Below are 19,128 nucleotides of genomic sequence, written 5' to 3' on the forward strand. Positions count from 1 at the left end.
GTCCTGCCCCGCCTCGCCTCCCCGCCCGACGGGCGAAGGGGGCGTCCGGTCAGCCCGCGGGTCCGGGCCCGAGGATCCGCATGTCGAGGCGTCCCTCGGCGTCGCGGAAGACGTCGTAGGTCACGCGATCGCTGATCGTGTTGTCGGCGCCGAAGATCAGCACCTTCGGCTTGCGCGCGATCACGTCGTCGATCGCGCCGTAGGTCGCGGAGGCGATGATGACCTCGTCGCCCACCTGGCAGGTGCGGGCGGCGGCTCCGTTCAGGATGCAGCAGCGCGATCCCGCCGCGCCGTAGAGCACGTAGGTGCTGATCCGGGCGCCCGACATCTTGTTCCAGATCTCGACGAATTCGAGCGGATCGAGTCCGACCTCCCGGCAGAACTCCGCGTCGAGGGTGATCGAGCCGTGATAGTTCAGGTCGGCACCCGTCACCCTGAGGCCGTGCAATTTGGCGCGGACGAAACTCTGCATCGGTCTGGCTCTCCCTCGTGCGGCCGCGTTGTTAGGCGGGGCCGTGCCGGGATGCCAGTTCAATCTGGGGACGTCCGGAAGGCGACGGGCGCGGGCTCGGAGCGCGGGCGCTCCGCTCCCCGGTGGGCCGACCCCGCCGAAGGGCGGACCGGTCCCGGGCCGCTCACGAGAGCCGGGACGATTCGTTCAGGCCGCGGATCCAGCCCCGCAGGCGTTCGGCCTCGAGATCCGCCGGGGGACGACCCTCCGGGGCCCGGATCTCGGCGCGAAGCTGGCCCGGCGCGAGGCCGTAAGCGTCCTTGAAGGCCCGTGAGCCGTGGCTCGGCGTGGCGAACCCGAGGGTCCAGACCAGGGTCGAGATCCGCACGTCCCCGCGGCTCCGCAGGATGGCCGAGCGCAGGCGGGCCACCCGGCGGCGTACGATCTCGCGCCCGACCCCGCCGACCGGGGCGAAGGCCCGGTAGAGGGAGCTGCGGGACATGCCGGAGCCGGAGGCGACCGCGTGCACGTCGAGGTCGCGCCGCCCGAGATGCGCGTCGATGAAGAGCAGGGCACGCAGGCGCCGGGCCGCGTCTCCCGCGTCGTCGTCGCCGGCCAGCCAGGCCGGCAGGTCGCTGGCCGGGCGCAGCAGGCCGGCGATCAGACGGCTCCCGCCCCGAAGGGCCTCCGGGGTGCCGGATGCCCCCCGGGCCAGCGACAGCACCGCCGCGGCGAGGGCCGGGAAGGCATCCCGCGGGAGCACCCGCCCGTGCAGGTCGCGCAGGTTCGGCACCGCCGCTTCCACCACGTCGCGCGGCAGCGAGACCGTGACGTAATCCGCATCGTACAGGACCGTGCGCTGTGGACGCGTCGTGTCGAACAGGACGGCGTCGCCCGCGGCCAGGAGGCGCTCGGCACCGGGAGCGCCCGCCAGCATGCGGCCCGAGCGCAGCACCTGCAGGTTGACGTGCTCAAGCGCGTCGCGCCGGACGCGCGGCGCTTCGCGCTGGTGGATGGCGCCGGCGACCTGGCGGTCGAACAGGAGCAACCCGGCGGCGCGACGGACCCTGACGGCGGCCTGGAAATGGTCGCCGATCCGCGAGACCGTCGAGCCGATCGCGTAGAGGTCGTGGTAGGCCGCGAAGCGGTCCGGCGCATCTCGCGTCAGCGCGCTTTGGGCCAGCGCACTTTGGGCCAGCGCATCCTGGGGCAGCGCCTCTTGGAGGAAGACGGCCTCGCCGACGGCAGTCCGCTCCGCGTTCGAAGCGTCGCCCGGGGGGCTCCGGTGCTCCGGGGGAGGCGGCAGGCGCTCCGATGATCCTGCCCGCATCGCCCACTCCGGGCGCTCCGCGCCTGCCTTGCAGGCCGGGAGTGGCACACGCGAGGGTCGCAGGCACGCCACGTGTTCGTGATCGTCCCGGGCGGCGTCGCGTCATCCTCTTTGCGCCGAGGCAGGGGGACCGGGCGCAGGCGCGGCGGCTTCGAGCGCGGCGGGGCCCGGAGGCCCCGGGAACGGCCTCAGAAGTCGCGCTGGACCCGGGCCCGGACCTGGACGGTGTCCTCGCTGGTCTTCGTCCGGATCGCGTTGACCGGATTGTTGACGAAGGCCGCGTTCTGCGCGGGGAACCGGCTCAGGTCGAGCACGCGCCCGGCGGTGACGCCGTACTGGGTGTAGATCGTCTCGACGCCGATATCGAGGTTGCGGACCGGCGACCAGATCAGGCTTCCGCCGACCACGAAGCGGTAGGTGTCCCGGAGGACCTGGCTGACCTCGAAGAACCGCGTGCCCGGGACGCCGGGCCCGGCCGCGGTGATGCCGTAAGCGGCGCCCTGCCGCGCGCGAGCGCCGTCGGCGAAGTTGATTTCGCCGTAGGAGGTGAAGAGGGCGGAGCGGAGTTCGGGCGTCCAGTAATGGAGGAACGAGGCGACGGCCGTGAACGTCGTCGAGAGTTCGAGACGGTTCGAGAACGGGTTCAGGACGGCATCGTTGAAGGACTGGTTGAAGCCCGAGCCCTGGATCGAGGACGTGTTGCCGATGTAGGAGCCGGTATACGACGAGAACCCGGTATACATCCCCGCACCGTTGCCGTAGGCGGCCTGGAGGTAGAGAGCGTCGCCCGGCGCGATGAACGGCGCGTTGACCTTCACGCCGCCCTGGACGGCCCAGCCATAGGCGGTGGCGAGGCCGGGGCCGGCGACGCTGTTGGCGGCCGTCACGGCGGTGCCGAGGTTGGAGCCGGCGAAGGCCCCGGCGATCGGGTTGCCGTAGTTCAGCTCGTGGACGGCGGCCGAGAGCTGGGCCGAGCCCCAGCTCGAATCGTAGCGCAGGACGCCGACGAAGTCGGGCATGCGGTTGCGCTGGACGACGTCGATGAAACCGACCCCCGTGGGCGTCCCGTTGGGGGCGAAGCCGATGAAGAGCGGGCTCGCGGCCAGGCTCGTGCCGGGCGCGTTCGCCGCCGTGAAGAGCGGGGTGCGCCGGAAGGTCGGGTCTTCCATCGAGAGGGTCGCGGAGAAGCCGGTGCCGCCGAGCTTGGTGGTGTAGGCCGCGAGATTGGTCGCGTTCACGTCGGAACTCATCGAGGAGGCGATGATCTCGAAGTCGTGAGCGTAGAAATCGTAGAAGGACGAGGCCCGGCCGGCCGTGAAGCCGGCGAACTGGATGAAGGCCTTGTCGGTGTTGAAGAACTGCTGCGCGCGTCCGGCCTGGTCCTGCCCGGTGGCCGGGAAGGCGTTGCCGATGCGCTCCGTGGTCCCCGACCGCATCGTCGGGATGCCGGTGCGGCTCGCGGCCTCGAGGCGCAGGAAGGCCCGCAGGGTGCCGTAGCTGGTCTGGGTGCGCGCATCGACGTTGATGCGGGCGAGGCCGCGATAGCCCACCAGGTCGCCGGGGGTCGAGCTGCCGCTCGACGACCGGCTGTAGCTGGTCTGGTAACCGGTCTCGAAGCGGGCCCGCCCGGAGAGGCGGATGCAGGTGTCCGTGCCGGGGATGTAGAAGAAGCCGCTGCCGTAGGCGTTGCAGACGCGGACGAATTCGATCGGCGCGGACGCCTTGGCCGGAAGATCGGCCGCCCCCGCTGAGGAACAGGCGACGAGAACTGCCGCAGACGCCATCAGTGTTCGATTGAGATCTTTCATGGTGTCACCCCCCCAAAGACTCGAGATGCCGTTTCGGCATGCGCCCGCGTTGCGTGCAGAGCCGAGGCTCGGCACGGACGGGCGGTTTGATTGTTTGATCAAGTCGGGATCCGGCGTTTTATCCCAACTGCATTGTGTGGTTCCGGATCAATGCAGTTTTTATCAGTCTATCTCAGGGAGAGTCCAGGCTATTCAACTGATCTTCCGCGCTCTCATCATAAATGCCACAGTGCAGGCGGGGATCGGATGCGGCATCGGCAGGACGCGCCGATCCGCGTCGGCGGTGCCGGCGGGTCGGTCGGATGGCAGCGTGGGGGCGCGCCGGCGTTTCCGCCGCCGCATGCCGGTTCCGTTCAGGTCATCAGAACACCCAGAGGCGGTCCGGCGGACATTCGAGCCAGTGCGTGCCGGGCGCCACCCGCTGGTGGGAGAGCACCCGCAGGCTCTGGCCCTCGCAGCGGAACAGGTGCTCGAACTGGTTGCCGAGATAGATCGAGGTCTCGTACTCGACCGGGATCCGGTTCTCGCCGGCCCCGTCGACGAGGCGCACGGCCTCGATCCGGATCACGCCCTTCGCCGCGCCGGTGGGCGCTTCCGCCGGGGCGGCGCCCGCCATCCGATCGGTGCCCCAGAGGGCGTGCGGGCCCAGGGTGACGCGGGTGCGTCCGCTCCGGCGCTCCGTCACCCCGAGGGTCAGGGTGTTGTTGGTGCCCATGAACTCGGAGGCGAACAGCGTGGCGGGCCGCTCGTAGAGCTCCTCCGGCGTGCCGGACTGGACCAGCCGCCCGCCGTCGAGGAGCACGACCTGGTCGGCGATGGCGAGGGCCTCGCTCTGGTCGTGGGTCACGAAGACCGCGGTGATGCCCAGCCGCTTGATCAGGGCGCGGATCCAGATCCGGGCCTCCTCGCGCAGCTTGGCGTCGAGGTTCGAGAGCGGCTCGTCGAGGAGGATCACCGGCGGCTCGTAGACGAGGGCCCGGGCGATGGCGACGCGCTGCTGCTGGCCGCCCGAGAGCTGGGACGGGTAGCGCTCCCCCAGGGCGCCGAGCCCGACGCCGTCGAGGGCCGCCCGCACCTTCGTGCCGATCCCCGCCTTGCTCTCTCCGCGCAGGCGCAGGCCGTAGGCGACGTTCTCGAACACCGTGCGGTGGGGCCAGAGGGCGTAGGACTGGAACACGAAGCCGAGGTCGCGCCGCTCCGGCGGCAGGTTCACCCGGGCGGCCGCGTCGAAGACCGGGCGGCCGTCGATGCGGATCGCCCCGCGGGACGGCTCCTCCAGGCCGGCGATGGAGCGCAGCAGGGTGGTCTTGCCGCTGCCCGAGCGCCCCAGGAGGCAGACCACGGAGCCTTCCGCGAAGCGGGCGTCGATGCCCTTCAACACCTCGACGGAGCCGTAGCGGAGGTGGAGGTCTTCGATGACGAGCTTAGGCATGACGCTTGTTCCCGAGTGCGAACATCAGGCCGAGGCCGACGAGGATCAGGGCGAGGTTGACGGTGGAGAGGGCGGTGACGAGGTCGACGGCGCCGGTGCCCCAGAGGGAGACCAGGAGCGAGCCGATGACCTCCGTGCCGGGGCTGAGCAGGTAGACGCCGGTGGAGTACTCGCGCACGAAGGTCACGAAGATCAGCACCCAGGAGCCGATCAGGCCGGCCTTGATCAGCGGCAGGGTGATGTCGCGGCTGACCTGGGCGGGGCGCGCGCCCGAGACCCGGCCCGCCTCCTCCAGTTCGGGGCCGATCTGCAGCAGGGACGCGCTGACGAGGCGCATGCCGTAGGCGAGCCAGACCAGCGTGTAGGCGAGCCACAGGCTGAACAGGGTCTGGCGGAAGGGCTGCAGGATCGGCGTGAACAGGAACAGCCAGAACATCGCCAGGCCGGCGATGAGCCCCGGCATGGCCCGCGGCACCAGCACCAGGTAGTCGAGCACCGCCGTCCAGCGCGAGCGCCAGCGGTGCAGGGCGAGGTTGACGAGGGCGTAGAAGCTCACCGAGAGCGCGCCGCCGACCGTGGCGATGAGCAGGGTGTTGACGATGCCCCGGACGAGGTTGGGGTACGCCATCAGCTCGCGGAAATGCGCGGTGGTCAGGTTCTCCCAGATGCCGACGCCCTCGCCCCAGGAGGCCAGGAAGGAGCGCAGCACCAGCGCGGTTACGGGGATCACCACGGTGACGCCGAGCCAGGCCACGATCAGCCCCAGGGCCGGCCAGCGCCAGGCGCCGATGGCCAGGGGGCGCTGGGCGCTGGCCTTGCCCTTCACCGCCACGTAGCGGCTGGCGGCGGCCAGCAGCTTGCGCTGGGTGTAGACCAGGGGCAGCGTCACGAAGATGATGGAGACCACCACCACCGCCATCAAGTCGTAGGACGGCGTGCCGAGCTTGTTCGTCAGCTTGTAGAGGTAGGTCGCCAGCACGAGGATGCGCTCGGGATCGCCCAGCACCAGGGGCAGGCCGAACAGCTCGAAGCCGAGGAAGAACACCAGCACCGAGGCGTAGAGGATGCTCGGCATGATCATGGGCAGGCTCACCGTCAGGGCGACCCGCAGGGGGCCGGCCCCGGCGGAGCGGGCCGCCTCCTCCACGTCGGAGCCGAGCGAGCGCAGGGCGGAGGACGCGTAGAGGAAGACGTGCGGGACGTGGGTGAGGCCCGCGATCAGGATCAGCGAGGTCTTGGAGTAGAGGTACCAGGGGATGCTGCCCACGAGGCCCTTCACCCAGAGGCTGACGAGCCCGACGGGGCCGAGGGCCACCACGAAGCCGAAGGCCAGCACCACCGAGGAGACGAACATCGGCACCAGCACCAGGGGCTCGATGAAGCGCTTGCCCGGCAGGTCGGTCCGCACCAGCAGGAAGGCCATCAGGCAGCCGAGCGGCACCGCGATCGCGGTCATGCCCGTCGCGATGATCGCCGAGTTCAGGAAGGCCTCGCGAAAATCCTCCTCCTCGAAGAGGACGAATTCGTAGGCCTGGGTCGTCAGCGTGCTGTTCGGCTGGAAGAACGGCCCGCTGAGGAAGCTCTGGTAGACCACCAGGCTTACGGGGCCGAGGATCAGGAGCGCGGTGATCAGGACCACCGCGATGCGGCAGGCGCGCGGCATCGCTCAGTTCGCCGCCAGGGCGCGCTGCCACTGCTTGAGGAAGCGCAGGCGGGTGATCTGGTCGAGATAGGTGAGGAGCTCGGGCCCGACCCGGATCGGCTTCAGGGTCACTTCGCCGGCGCCCGGGAGGCTTCTGATGCCGTGGCTCTCCTGCAGGTCGTCGCGCACCGAGGTCATGGCGTGGCGGGCGAGCTCGACCTGGCCGGCCTTCGACAGGATGAAGTCGAGGAACAGCTTGGCGCTCGCCGGGTGCCGGGCCTTGGCCGAGACGAAGGCGATGCGCGACATCACCAGGGTGTAGTCCTTCGGCAGGACGAAGCTGAGGTTCGGGTCCTTCCGGTTCCGCTGGAGAACGTAGGAGCCGATCATGTTGTAGGCGAGCGTGTGCTCGCCCGAGACCACGCGCTCGATCATCGCCCCGGTGGAGGTGTAGAACTTGGCGCTGGCCTTCCCCATCGCCTTGACCGTGTCCCAGGTCGTCGAGGGGCTGATCTGCACGTCCTGGGTGACGTAGAGGAAGCCGACGCCGGAGCGCTCCGGATCGTAGGAGGTCACCTTGCCCTTCAGGGCGTCCGGCTGCGCGGCGAGGAGCTTGGCGAAGTCCGCGTGGCTGCGCGGCACGTCCGCCTCGGGCACCAGGCGCTTGTTGTAGGCGAAGACGATCGGCTCGGCGGTGGTGCCGTAGGCCTGGTCCTTCCACTTCGCCCAGTCGGGCAGCGCGCCCTTCTCCGGCGAGGCGTAGGTCATCGCGTAGCCGTCGTTGACGAGCTTGATCTGCAGGTCCATCGCCGAAGACCAGATCAGGTCGGCAGTCGCGCCGGCGGCCGCCTCCGCCACGTAACGGCTATAGAGTTCGGTAGAATTCTGGTCGGCATACTCGACTTTCAGCTTCGGATAGAGCGCCCGAAACTGGGTGAGTAGCTCGGAAACCTCGGCTGCATCCGCCGTCGAATAGATCGACAGCGCACCTTCCTTGTTGGCGGCCTCGATCAACTCGGCATAGGCCGCCGGATAACCGGACGGGACTGTCGTCTGTGCCTGCGCCTCAGCGACGAGGCCAAGTATCGACAGCGCGAGCGACAATGCGAGCCGCTTGTTCATGGTGTGCTCCCTGGCGATGGTGCGTCTCGTTGCGCACCTGTCGACAGTTAAGGTAACCACGGGAGCTTGCATCATCCTGACACGGCCCGGCGCCGCGTCGCGAAACATAGTTCATGGCGGTCGTCGCGGCCGTCGGGGAGGTCGGGGCACTCCATGCGGATCCTCATCGTCGAGGATGACGCCGCGCTGGCCCGCGGGATCGTCTCGGCCCTGCGCCTCAGCGGCTTCGCCGTCGACCACGCGGCCCGCGGCGCGGAGGTGCTGCCCTGGCTGCGCCAGGAAGCCTACGCCCTGGTGGTGCTCGATCTCGGCCTGCCCGACCGCTCCGGCTTCGACGTCCTGCGCGAGATCCGCCGGGCCGGCCTCGCGGTCCCGGTCATGATCCTGACGGCACGGGCGGCGGTGGCCGACCGGGTGGTGGGCCTCGATCTCGGCGCCGACGACTACCTCGCCAAGCCGTTCGACCCGGCCGAGCTCGAGGCGCGGGTCCGGGCCCTCGTCCGGCGCGGGATCGGCCAGCCCGATCCGATCCTCACCTGCGCCGACCTGGTCTACGACCGCTCGGGCCAGATCGCGACCCTCGCGGGCCGGGTCCTCCCCCTGCGCAAGCGCGAGATCGCGATCCTCGAATCGCTGATGACCCGGGCGGGCCGCGTCGTCTCCAAGGAACGCCTGACCGCGGAGGTGTTCGGCTTCGACGAGGAGATCACGCCCAACGCCGTGGAGGTCTACGTGGCGCGCCTGCGCCGGCATCTCGGCGAGACCGGTCCGCGCATCGTCACCCTGCGCGGCCTCGGCTACCTGATGGAGCCCGGGCCGCCCGGGGATGCGCGGTGAGCATCCGCTCGCTGCGCCTGCGGGTCGCCGCCTACCTCCTGATCCCGATGGCGGCCCTCGCGCTGACGCTCGCGGCCGGCTCCACCTGGTTCGTGGATGCCTTCGTCACCCGCGCCTACGACCGGGTGCTGGCCGGCTCGATCCTGTCGATCGCGGAGCGGCTCTCGGTGCAGGACGGGCACGTGACCGTCGACGTGCCGGCGGCGGCCTTCGGCATGCTCTCCAACTCCGAGCGCGACAGCATCTTCTACAGCGTCACCGCCGACGGGGACTTGGTGACGGGCTACAAGGACCTGGGCCTGCCCGCGACGCTTCCACCCCCGGAGACGCTGGCCTATCGCGACGGCATCTTCCTCGGCCAGCGCGTGCGCATCGGCCTGATGGTCAAGCCGATCTACGTCACCCGGCACACGGCCCTGGTCCAGGTCGCCGAGACCACCCACGGTCGCGACCTTCTGGTGCGCCGGATGCTCACCGCCCTGACGATCCTGGGCTCGACCCTGGCCGCCATCGGCCTCCTGCTGGTCTGGTTCGCGGTGCAGATGGGGCTGACCCCCCTCGACCGCCTGCGCCGCGAGGTGGAGCAGCGCCGCTTCGACGGCCGTGGCGCGGTGCCGGCCTTCACCGTCGCGGGGGTCCCGCAGGAGGCGCTGCCCCTGGTCGGCGCCCTCAACGAGCTCCTGCGCCAGCTCAACCACGCGCTCGCGGTGATGCGCGAGTTCACCGCCGACGCCTCGCACCAGCTGCGCACGCCCCTGGCGATCCTGAAGACGCATCTGAGCCTCCTCGACCGGCAGCCTCCGGCGAGCGCGGCCTGGTCCGCGTCGCGGGCCGATATCGACGCCGCCGTGGACCGCCTCGACCACCTCATCGCGCAGTTGCTGACCCTGGCGGCCGTGGAGGAGGGTGCGGCCCGCCGCCCCAAGCCGGACACGGTCGACGTGGCGGCCCTTGCGCGCGACACCGCCGCCGACTTTGCCGGGCTGGCGCTCCGGCGGGACATCGACCTGTCCTTCGAGGCGCAGGGCCGGACCCGCGTCACCCTGGAACCGCTCCTGCTCGCGGAGATCCTGCGCAACCTGATCGACAATGCCCTGCGCTACACCGAGCCCGGCGGGCAGGTCGCCGTGACCGTCTCGACGGTGGAGGCGCGGGACGGCACCGAGATCCGCATCGCCGTGACGGATGACGGTCCCGGTATCCCGGAGGCGGAGCGCGAACGGGTCTTCGAACGCTTCCACCGCCTCGACGAGGGACGCGACACGGAGGGCAGCGGCCTCGGCCTCGCCATCGTCCGCGCGTTCTCCCGGCAACTCGGCGCCACGGTCACGCTCGGCAGCGGCCCGAACGGGCGCGGCCTGCGCGCCGACATCGTTCTGCGGTGCGCGCCCGAGCGGGACCCGCCCCGCGCGGCGACGGCCGCGGGCGGGGCGTGACGGGACCGGCGGGTCGGCGCTCAGGCCGGCCCATCCCGCCGTCGGTCTCGGACGCTTCCGCAGGCTGCCCGCGCAAGACCGATCGGTGTCCGGGGATGAAGGCCCGATGACCGGCCGGGATTACGGCCGGCCATGTTGTGGCGCGCGCCGGACAACCGACCCCACGATGGATCGCTGTGTTTCATCGCCCTGTCATGGGGCGGATCTATGGGCTGCCCGAGCCTGAACTGTCCCGATGCGGTCGAGCGGTTTGTCGTCCGATGCTGTCCAGCGGCAGGAGGGCGGAGCGTCGACCGTGTTGCCGACGGGTCATGCGGGCTCGCGAACAGGGCGTCGGTTCCCGGCGCTTCCCTCTCCGCAGAGCGCCCGCATGCATCCGACGCCGCCGGCCTTCGCGAACGGTTCCCCGGCCCCCGCGCCGGATTGCGACCCGCTCCGCGTCGGCCCACGCCCCGGCCGGACGGCATCCCCCAGGACCAGCCCGATTCCACGACGGAGACCCCGCCGGCCATGACCTACACGCTCCAGATCCTGCACGCCTCCGACTGGGAGGCCGGCCTGCTCGCCACGCAGCGCGCGGCGAACTTCGCCGCCATCGTGGACAAGCTCGAGGACGCAACGCCGAACTCGATCATGCTCTCCACCGGCGACGGCTGGATCCCGAGCCCGTTCTTCATCGCGGGTGCCGATCCGCAGCTCGCCGCCACCTACAACGGCGTCTACAACCAGGTCTACGGTCTCACCGGCGCGGCCGCCTACACCAAGCTCGCGGCCTCGGTCGGCCGGGCCGACGTCACCATCCAGAACATCATCGGCGTCCAGGCGGCGGTGTTCGGCAACCACGAGTTCGATTCCGGCCCGACCGAGGTCGCCAACATCATCGGCGCCAATCTCGGCACGGCGGCGGGCAGTGCCGACGATACCTGGGTCGGCGCCCAGTTCCCCTACCTCTCGACCAACCTGACCTTCTCGCGCGAGGCCGCGCTCGCGGGCCTCGTCAACCCGAACGTCGTGAACGCCACCTTCGCGCAGACGGGGCCGACCTCGACCCAGACCGGCACCGGGGCGGACAAGATCGCCAAATCCACGATCCTCGTGGAGAACGGCGAGAAGATCGCCTTCGTGGGCGCCACCACCCAGCTCGAGCCGCTGCTGACGACCCTCGGCAACGTCACGCTGGACGGCTTCAACGGCCAGGACAACATCGCCCTGCTGGCAAGCCAGATCAACGCCGAGATCGACCGGGTGCTCGCCGCCAACCCGGACGTGAACAAGGTCATCGTCGGGACCCACCTGCAGCAACTCGCCAACGAGCAGGCCCTGGCGCCGCTCCTGCGCAACGTCGACGTGCTCATCGGCGGCGGCTCGCACACCCTGCTCGCCGATAGCGGCGACCGCCTGCTACCCGGCGATACGGCCGGCGGCGGCTACCCGCAGTTCTACACCAATGCCAGCGGCCAGACCCTCGCCCTGGTGAACACCGCCTCCGAGTATTCCTACGTGGGCCGTCTCACCGTCACCTTCGACGACCGGGGCAACATCATCCGTGACTCGGTGAACCCGGCCACCAGCGGCGCGGTAGCAGTGGACGACACGACCGTGGCGGGACTCTACGGCTCGACGGCCGCCGCCTTCACGCCCGGCAGCAAGGGCTTCCTCGTCCGTGAGGTGATCGAGGGCCTCGACGCCGACAACGACGGCGTCCAGGAGACCGCCGGCATCGCCGACGTGATCCGCCAGCAGGACGGCAACATCCTCGGCCGCACCAGCGTGTACCTGGAGGGGCGGCGCGGCGAGGTCCGCACCGAGGAGACCAATCTCGGCGACCTCTCGTCGGATGCGAACCTCTGGTACGCCCGGCAGTTCGATGCCGGCGTCACCGTCTCGATCAAGAACGGGGGCGGCATCCGCGACTCGATCGGCTCCTTCTCGACCACGGGCGGCACCACCGCCGAGCTGCCCCCGGCGGCCAATCCCTCCGCGGGCAAGCAGGCCGGCGACATCTCGCAGCTCGACGTCACCAACTCCCTGCGCTTCAACAACAACCTGGCGATCACCACCGTGACGGCCGCCGAGCTGGAGCGCATCCTTGAGCACGGCGTCGCCGCGGTGGCGCCGGGAGCGACCCCGGGCCAGTTCGCCCAGGTCGGCGGCATCTCCTACAGCTTCGACGCCACGAAGCAGGCCCAGACCCTCGACGTGAACGGCGCGGTCACCCGCGAGGGCCAGCGCATCGTCAATGCGGCGATCATCGACGAGAATGGCCGCATCCTCGACACCCTGGTGCAGAACGGCCAGATCGTGGGCGATGCCGGCCGCGCCATCAAGGTCGTGACCCTCGACTTCCTCGCCACCGGCACCGCCTCGGCGCCAGGCCTCGGCGGCGACAACTACCCCTTCCCGGCCTACGGCGAGAACAAGGTCGCCCTGCGCGACGCCGCCGCGGTCTCCCTGCCCGACACCGAGACCTTCGCGGTCAAGGGCTCCGAGCAGGATGCCCTGGCCGAGTACCTCAAGGCCTTCCACGCCGTCACGCCCTACGGCACCGCCGATACCGGACCGGCCGGCGACCTGCGCATCCAGAACCTCTCCGCCCGGGCCGACACGGTGTTCCAGCGCGGGGTCGTGAAGACCGGCACGGACGGTGCCGACATCCTCCAGGGCACGCCCTTCGGGGACGTGCTGCAGGGCGGGGCCGGCGACGACACCGTGTTCAACAGCCTCGGCGACGACATCCTGATGGGCGGCCGCAAGGCCGGCGCGGTTGGCAACGACACCCTGATCTTCCAGTCGCGCCTCGCCGACGCGCAGGTGACGCAGGACGGGGCCGTCACCCTCGTCACCGGACCGGAGGGCCGCGACACGATCGGCGGCTTCGAGCGCATCCTGTTCTCGGACACGACCATCGTCCTGAACGACGGCAATCCCCTGGTGAACGACCTCTACTACCTCGCCCGGTACAAGGACGTGCTGGCGTCCGGCATGGACGCTGACGACCACTATGCCCAGTTCGGAGCCCAGGAGGGTCGCGACCCGAATGCCGTCTTCTCGACGAAGGGCTACCGCGCCGCCAACCCGGACGTGGCCGCCGCCGGCACCAACCCGCTGACGCAATACGCCGAGGCCGGCTGGAAGCAGGGCCGCGACCCGGGCGTGTCCTTCGACGACGAGGCCTATCTCGCCCGCAATCCCGACGTGAAGGCGGCCGGCGTCAACCCGCTGGCGCACTACCTCGAATTCGGTCAGGCGGAAGGCCGCACCACCTTCGCGGCGGTGGGCCGGCCCACCGACATCCAGGGCGGCTTCGACCCGGAATACTACCTCCTGGCCAACGCGGACGTGGCCGCCGCGGCGTCGGCGGCGGGCGGGGACGCCTTCGCGTTCGCCCGCCAGCACTTCGCGGCGTCGGGCTGGACGGAGGGGCGCGACCCCAACGCGATCTTCGACACCAAGGGCTACCTGGCCGCCTACGGCGACGTGGCCCGCTCGGGCATGAACCCGCTCGTCCATTACGAGACCTTCGGGTGGAAGGAAGGCCGCGACCCGGCCGCCGACTTCGACACCAAGGCGTACCTCAAGGCCTACGCGGACGTCGCCCGGGATGGCATCGACCCGATGCAGCACTTCCTCCAGTTCGGCTTGGTGGAGAACCGCGTGGTCGTGGACGACGGCCATTTCGGCTGACGCGCGGGTCCGCCCGGAGGGGCCCATCGACAGGCGCTGCGGCCGGGCCTCGGCCGCGGCGTGGATCGCTCGGGAACGAGGCCTCAGGCGGGGAAGGCCGGACGGGCCGGCATCCTCCCCGCCCCGGCTCGGTCGCGTACCCGGTCCGGGTTCGCATCGGCCTGTGGCCGGGCGAGCGGCACGCGTCGTCGCCTGAGACCGGCGCGCGGCATGCCCCTGCGGGGTGTCAGCGCACCACCACCTTCGCGCCGATCGGCACCCGGTCGTAGAGGTCGACCACGTCGTCGTTGAGCATGCGGATACAGCCCGAGGACACCGCTTGGCCGATCTTCTCCGGCTCGTTGGTGCCGTGGATGCGGAACAGCGTGTCCTTCTTGCCCTCCGCGAGATACAGCGCGCGGGCGCCGATCGGGCTGGTGGGGCCGCCCTCCAGGCGCTTCGGCAGGTCGGGCCGGCGGGCCAGCATCTCCGGCGGCGGGTTCCAGTCCGGCCATTCGCCCTTGCGATCGACCTCGGCCGTCCCGGCCCAGGCCATGCCGGCATGGCCGACGGCCACGGGATAGCGCACGGCCTTGCCGTCGGGCAGCACGTAGTAGAGCCGCCGCTCCTTGGTGACCACGATGACGGTTCCGGGCGCTTCCCGCGTCGGGTAGTCGACGCTGGCGCGGGCGATCTTCGGATCGACGGGGGCGGTGGGCGCGAGCTTCATCCAGGCCTTGTCGCGCTCCGGACCGGCCAGGGGAGCGGCGGCGAGCGGTCCGGTCGCCGGTCCCGTCGCCCCGGAATTGGTCTGGGTGTTGCAGGCGCCGAGCGGCAGCAACGCGCCGATCAGGAGCAGGAGGGCGGGCGCATGGGTCAGGGCCTGTCTCGACCCGCCCGTCATCGGGCGCGGTCTGATCGATTCGTGTTCAGACAGGTCTTGCACAACCCGAGCCGAGCGCGCATCCCGGCAACGTGATCACGCGCAAGATGTGATACATTGGCATCATCTGTTGTATCGAAGCGACAGGTCGGCGGCCGCAAGGGGATGATCGTGACGACGCTGTACGTGAGCCACCCGTCCGCCCTGGATCACGCGATGCCGGAGGGACATCCCGAACGCGCCGACCGGATCCGGGCGGTGGAGCGGGCCCTCGAGGACGAGCGCTTCGCCGGTCTTCTCCGGGGCCAGGCCCCGAAGGCCGAACCCTCGGTGCCCACCCTGGTCCATCCCGTACCCTACGTGCAGGCGCTCATCGAGGCGTCTCCGACGGACGGCTACGTCCAGATCGACGGCGACACCCTGCTCTCCCCCGGAACCATCGAGGCGGCGCTGCGCGGGGTCGGCGGCGCCGTGCACGCGGTCGATGCCGTGATGGCGGGCGAGTGCGCCAATGCCTTCGTGGCCATGCGGCCTCCGGGCCATCATGCCGAGCGCATGACCGCGATGGGGTTCTGCGTCTTCAACAACGCCGCCATCGCGGCGCGCCACGCCCGCGAAGCCCACGGGGCGAGCCGGGTGGCGATCGTCGATTGGGACGTCCACCACGGCAACGGCACGCAGGACATCTTCTGGGACGACCGCGCGGTGATGTACGCCTCCACCCACGAGATGCCGCTGTTTCCGGGCACCGGCACGACGTCGGAGCGGGGCAACCACGACACCATCGTCAACGTGCCCCTGCGGGCGGGCGACGACGGCCCCGTCTTTCGCGAGGCCTTCGAGGCCGGCATCCTGCGCCGTCTCGACGCCTTTGCCCCCGACCTCATCATCATCTCGGCCGGCTTCGATGCCCATCACCTCGATCCGCTCGGCCATGTCGAACTCACCGAAGCGGATTTCGGCTGGGCGACCCGCCGCCTGATGGAGCTGGCCCATCGCCACGCCGGCGGGCGCGTCGTCTCGGTGCTGGAGGGCGGCTACAGCCTCAAGGGGCTCGGCCTCTCCGTCGCCGCCCACGTGGATGCCCTGATGGGGCGCTGAACTCCCGGCGCTCGTCCACCCGTTCGCTGTCAGGCGACCGGCTCCAGGGTGAGGGCCGGATTGTCCGACGGATCCGCCATGGCGACGGCGATCTCGAACAGCAGAAGGTCGATCAGCCGCCGCATCACCGGCGTCCCGGTCTCCTCGATGACGGCGCGTGCCGCGATGCAATGGGCGGCGAGCACGTCGAGGGCTTCGCCCTTCGGCGGCGGGATCAGGGTGAGCATGGCAGGTCCTTTGCGGCCGCGCGTCAGGCGGCGAGGTAGGGGTAGGTCGGGGCGAGCACGGAGTCCGTGCGCCCCGTGAGGGTGCGCAGGCGCGCGAGGGTCCGGTCGTCGAACTCCGCGGTGGCCGCGATGATGTCCTCGCCGCTGATCGATTGCGGCAGGCCCAGCGGTCGGGCCCGGAAGTGGAGCTGCACCACGTGCAGCAGGTAGAGGGTCGGCATCTGCAGCACGAGCTGGCGTACGCCGTTGGCGAGGCCCCACTCGACGATGCCCGAGAGCAGGGCGAGCGAGACCGGATTGACCGCCTTGCCGCGTCCGCGATGGGACCGGGCGACGGCCTGGCGCGTCCATTCCCAGGTGTCGTGGCCGCGGGGCAGCGCCCCCTCGCAGAGCTGCGGCAGCACGTCCGAGAGGAGGTGCGGCCGGGTCGTCGGCAGGAGCCGGCTGTAGCCGATGACCCGCCCCGCCTCGATGGCGAGGAAGTGCATCGCGTGGGCCGTGTCGAACTGGTCGATCTCGCGCCCATCGGGACGAGCGAGGTCGAGCCAGCGCTTTTCCTCCACGAAGATCTCGTGCCTCAGGCGCCAGACCTGTTCCATTTCTTCGCGGAAGCAGTATTCATTCGCGGGTGTCACGATCTGGATCATGTCGAAACCTCCGTTCCGAGGTCGCTTCTGACATGAGCGTGACAGTCACAAACCTACGGGAACCCGTAGGTGGATGCGGTGCGGCGTGCGGGATCGGCGCCGGCGGACCGTGCGTGGCTCGTCGCGATGGTGCCCCGAAGGGGCCGTGTCAGGTGATCAGCCCGCGCCGCAACGCCACCGCGACCGCCTGGGTCCGGTTGGTCGTGCCGAGCTTCGTCCGGGCCGAGCGCAGGTGGAAGTCCACCCCGTGGGTCGAGATGCCCATGACCTCGCCGATCTCCCAGTCGGTCTTGCCCTCCGCCGCCCATTGCAGGGCCTCGCGCTCCCGCGGCGCGAGCTTGGCGGCCCGCGCCGCGCCGGCCGGGCCGCGCAGGCGCAGCAGGTGGCCGAAGGCGTAGGTGGCGATCAGGTGGAGCATCGGGCGATCGCCGGGATTCAGCCCGAGGCGCTCGCCCGAGAGGCTGAACCCGGCCATATCGCCGTCGAGGGTCATCAGCGGGACCGTGATCCCGTCGCGCAGGCGAAATTCGCCCGCCTCCGCCATCACGCGGCGGGCGCCGGCATCGTCGCGGAACCGCTCGCCCAGCTCGCTCCAGGCGAAGGGCGCCGTGCTGTCGACCAGGTGGCGGACCGTGGGATCGTGGAAGGCGTAGCCGCGCGTTAGGTAGCGCCGGCCCCATTCCTCCGGGAAGGTGTTGACGAGGATGTGCCCGTGCTGCTGCCGCGCCGGCGTCCCCTTCCGGGGAATGGTCCCCGCCATGGCATGGGACACGCCGTGGGCCGCGAATTCCGTGACCAGCAGCCGACCCACATCGTCGGTGCTCGCGGTCCGGTCGAGCGCCCGAAGGAAGCCCAACGTCTGGTCCAGCGCCTTGCGCGTCATCGCAAATCCGACATCGTCACCCCACCGCAAGTGAAAACCGGATAACTCTAGATTGTCAACGCGCCGGTGGTGTGCGCGTGGCGAGAGCGATCGGTCTCAGCCGAACAGGTCCACGGTCGCGAAGCCCCGCGCCTGCATCCGCTCGGCGAGGACGCGGCGATGGCAGCGTGCCGGCTCACGCTCGAAGCAGAGCAGGCAGATCGGCGTGCGGTCGGCCAGGGTACAGAGTTCGTCGAGGGCGAGTCCGCCATCGGCGGTGTCGAGCACCTCCTCGCAATAAATGCGCCGCATCAGGGCCGCGTCGTCGGCGCGTGCCGCCTGGCGCCCGGCCTTCGGCGTGCCGAGGCTGCGGGCATGGGCGTAGCTGATGCCGGCGTCCTCCAGGCTGATGCGCAGGGCATTCTTTGAAAAGCCGCGCTTGCGGGAATTCGCCACGGCGCGGACATCCGCCAGGGTCCCCACCTGCGCATCCCGCAGGGCGGCGATCAGGCGCTCGGAATCGAGGCCTTCGTACCCGATGGTGAACAGAACCTTCACGGCACTCTCCTGTGTCCCAAACCCGCAGGCACGGCCTGCACTTAGGGGGTGGAGACCGTGGGGGCCAGGGTGGACGTCCACCGGCTATGTGGCGCGCCCGACACGGCTTCCGGAAATCCGCCGCATTGCCGTCAAAGGTCTGTTAACCGCGCCCGGGCCATCCCTTAGCCATTGGTAGCGCGTAGAAGCTGGTGGGTCGGGCAACGATGCGGCTGTGGAACGGGACTGCCCCGGCACGTCAGAACGAGCGTGCGCCGCTGACCGCTTGGCGCGCCGGATTGCGGCGCGGCGCGGCGGTGGCCGTGCTGTCCGCCCTGGCGGCCTGCTCGGGCACCACGGATTTCTATCCGACCAAGGGCGATGCCAAGCCCCATCCCGGCGTTGCGCGGGCCAAGCAGCACCCGGTCCAGGGCATCGACATCTCGAAGTGGCAGGGTCCCGTCGATTGGATGTCGGTGCGCGCGGCCGGCACCCAGTTCGCCTTCATCAAGGCGACCGAGGGGGGCGACCACGTCGATGAGCGGTTCCGCACGAACTGGGACGGGGCCGCGCAGGCCGGCGTGCCGCGGGGCGCCTATCACTTCGTGTTCTGGTGCCGCTCGCCGCAGGACCAGATGGCCTGGTTCAAGAAGAACGTCCCCAACGACCCGACCGCCCTCCCCCCCGTGCTCGACGTGGAGTGGAACGGCCATTCGCAGCTCTGCCCGAAGAAGCTGCCCAAGGCCCAGGCCCTGTCGATGATCCGCTACATGCTCGATGAGATGGAGCGCTACACCGGCAAGCGGCCGATCATCTACACCGACATCACCTTCCACAAGGACGTCCTCGAGGACGAACTGCCGGACTACCCGCACTGGGTCCGCTCCACGGCCGCCGAGCCGGAGCAGCGCTACGTCAAGCGCAAGTGGATGTTGTGGCAGTTCACCTCCACCGGGCGGGTGCCGGGCGTGCGCGGCGACGTGGACCGCAACGCCTTCTACGGCACCCCCGCCGAGTGGGCCTCGTTCCTGTCGACGGATTGCGATCCGCGCGAGCACCGCAACCTCGCCGACCGTGGCCTCTGCACGGACAAGTGAGGCCCAGAGGCAAGGGGCGCCGGTCGTGTCCCGTCGACGCGCGATGCCCCTGC

15 protein-coding genes and 1 pseudogene are annotated in these 19,128 nt (G+C 70.3%); 5 read left to right on the forward strand and 11 right to left on the reverse strand.

Annotated elements, in window-relative coordinates; translation table 11 throughout:
* Positions 1-49 precede the first annotated feature (49 nt).
* From AC0IY1_RS08620 to AC0IY1_RS08645, 6 genes are all read right to left on the reverse strand, one after another.
* Positions 50-472, reverse strand: coding sequence for an aspartate 1-decarboxylase (locus AC0IY1_RS08620; protein WP_471768929.1), 423 nt, complete (start codon positions 470-472; stop codon positions 50-52).
* 163 nt (positions 473-635) lie between these two features.
* Positions 636-1,781, reverse strand: a complete 1,146-nt coding sequence (locus tag AC0IY1_RS08625; protein WP_471768931.1) for a helix-turn-helix domain-containing protein — start codon at positions 1,779-1,781, stop codon at positions 636-638.
* Between the two features lie 188 nt (positions 1,782-1,969).
* The gene (locus tag AC0IY1_RS08630) at positions 1,970-3,589 is read right to left on the reverse strand and encodes a porin (protein WP_471768933.1); all 1,620 of its coding nucleotides are present in this window, start codon (positions 3,587-3,589) and stop codon (positions 1,970-1,972) included.
* Positions 3,590-3,950: 361 nt separating this feature from the next.
* The gene (locus AC0IY1_RS08635; protein ID WP_471768935.1) at positions 3,951-5,021 is read right to left on the reverse strand and encodes an ABC transporter ATP-binding protein; all 1,071 of its coding nucleotides are present in this window, start codon (positions 5,019-5,021) and stop codon (positions 3,951-3,953) included.
* Positions 5,014-6,684, reverse strand: coding sequence for an ABC transporter permease (locus AC0IY1_RS08640; RefSeq protein WP_471768936.1), 1,671 nt, complete (start codon positions 6,682-6,684; stop codon positions 5,014-5,016). Before AC0IY1_RS08640 ends, AC0IY1_RS08635 begins: the two co-directional genes overlap by 8 nt.
* Before the next feature lie 3 nt (positions 6,685-6,687).
* The gene (locus AC0IY1_RS08645; protein ID WP_103709237.1) at positions 6,688-7,785 is read right to left on the reverse strand and encodes an ABC transporter substrate-binding protein; all 1,098 of its coding nucleotides are present in this window, start codon (positions 7,783-7,785) and stop codon (positions 6,688-6,690) included.
* Between the two features lie 153 nt (positions 7,786-7,938).
* Between AC0IY1_RS08645 and AC0IY1_RS08650 the strand changes: the two genes are divergently transcribed.
* The 3 genes and pseudogenes from AC0IY1_RS08650 to AC0IY1_RS08660 all read left to right on the forward strand — a co-directional run.
* Positions 7,939-8,622: a response regulator gene (locus AC0IY1_RS08650; protein WP_471768938.1), complete on the forward strand. Its 684-nt coding sequence runs from the start codon at positions 7,939-7,941 to the stop codon at positions 8,620-8,622.
* Positions 8,619-10,058, forward strand: coding sequence for a sensor histidine kinase (locus tag AC0IY1_RS08655; RefSeq protein ID WP_471768940.1), 1,440 nt, complete (start codon positions 8,619-8,621; stop codon positions 10,056-10,058). Before AC0IY1_RS08650 ends, AC0IY1_RS08655 begins: the two co-directional genes overlap by 4 nt.
* Positions 10,059-10,469: 411 nt before the next feature.
* Positions 10,470-13,742: pseudogene (locus tag AC0IY1_RS08660) on the forward strand (5'-nucleotidase C-terminal domain-containing protein); the annotation flags it as partial.
* A gap of 226 nt (positions 13,743-13,968) precedes the next feature.
* On the opposite strand, the gene AC0IY1_RS08665 reads toward AC0IY1_RS08660, so the two are convergent.
* Positions 13,969-14,625 (reverse strand): L,D-transpeptidase, encoded by a 657-nt coding sequence (locus tag AC0IY1_RS08665; protein WP_471768942.1) that lies wholly within the window; start codon positions 14,623-14,625, stop codon positions 13,969-13,971.
* Positions 14,626-14,775: 150 nt separating this feature from the next.
* Between AC0IY1_RS08665 and AC0IY1_RS08670 the strand changes: the two genes are divergently transcribed.
* Positions 14,776-15,705: a histone deacetylase family protein gene (locus AC0IY1_RS08670; protein WP_055953830.1), complete on the forward strand. Its 930-nt coding sequence runs from the start codon at positions 14,776-14,778 to the stop codon at positions 15,703-15,705.
* A 29-nt stretch (positions 15,706-15,734) separates the two neighbouring features.
* Here the strand turns inward: AC0IY1_RS08670 and AC0IY1_RS08675 are convergent, their stop codons facing one another.
* The 4 genes from AC0IY1_RS08675 to AC0IY1_RS08690 form a co-directional block, all read right to left on the reverse strand.
* Entirely contained in the window at positions 15,735-15,932 is a 198-nt protein-coding gene (locus AC0IY1_RS08675) for a hypothetical protein (protein ID WP_055953211.1), read from the reverse strand.
* 23 nt (positions 15,933-15,955) lie between these two features.
* Positions 15,956-16,579: an acyl-homoserine-lactone synthase gene (locus AC0IY1_RS08680; protein ID WP_055953208.1), complete on the reverse strand. Its 624-nt coding sequence runs from the start codon at positions 16,577-16,579 to the stop codon at positions 15,956-15,958.
* A 148-nt stretch (positions 16,580-16,727) separates the two neighbouring features.
* Positions 16,728-17,462: an autoinducer binding domain-containing protein gene (locus AC0IY1_RS08685; protein WP_055953205.1), complete on the reverse strand. Its 735-nt coding sequence runs from the start codon at positions 17,460-17,462 to the stop codon at positions 16,728-16,730.
* Between the two features lie 96 nt (positions 17,463-17,558).
* Positions 17,559-17,990, reverse strand: coding sequence for a DUF488 domain-containing protein (locus AC0IY1_RS08690; RefSeq protein WP_471769155.1), 432 nt, complete (start codon positions 17,988-17,990; stop codon positions 17,559-17,561).
* 215 nt (positions 17,991-18,205) lie between these two features.
* Here AC0IY1_RS08690 and AC0IY1_RS08695 point away from each other — a divergent pair, with 215 nt between their 5' ends.
* Positions 18,206-19,075, forward strand: a complete 870-nt coding sequence (locus tag AC0IY1_RS08695; protein ID WP_055953202.1) for a glycoside hydrolase family 25 protein — start codon at positions 18,206-18,208, stop codon at positions 19,073-19,075.
* Positions 19,076-19,128: the final 53 nt, after the last annotated feature.

It is taken from the genome of Methylobacterium sp. AC690 (assembly GCF_979256535.1).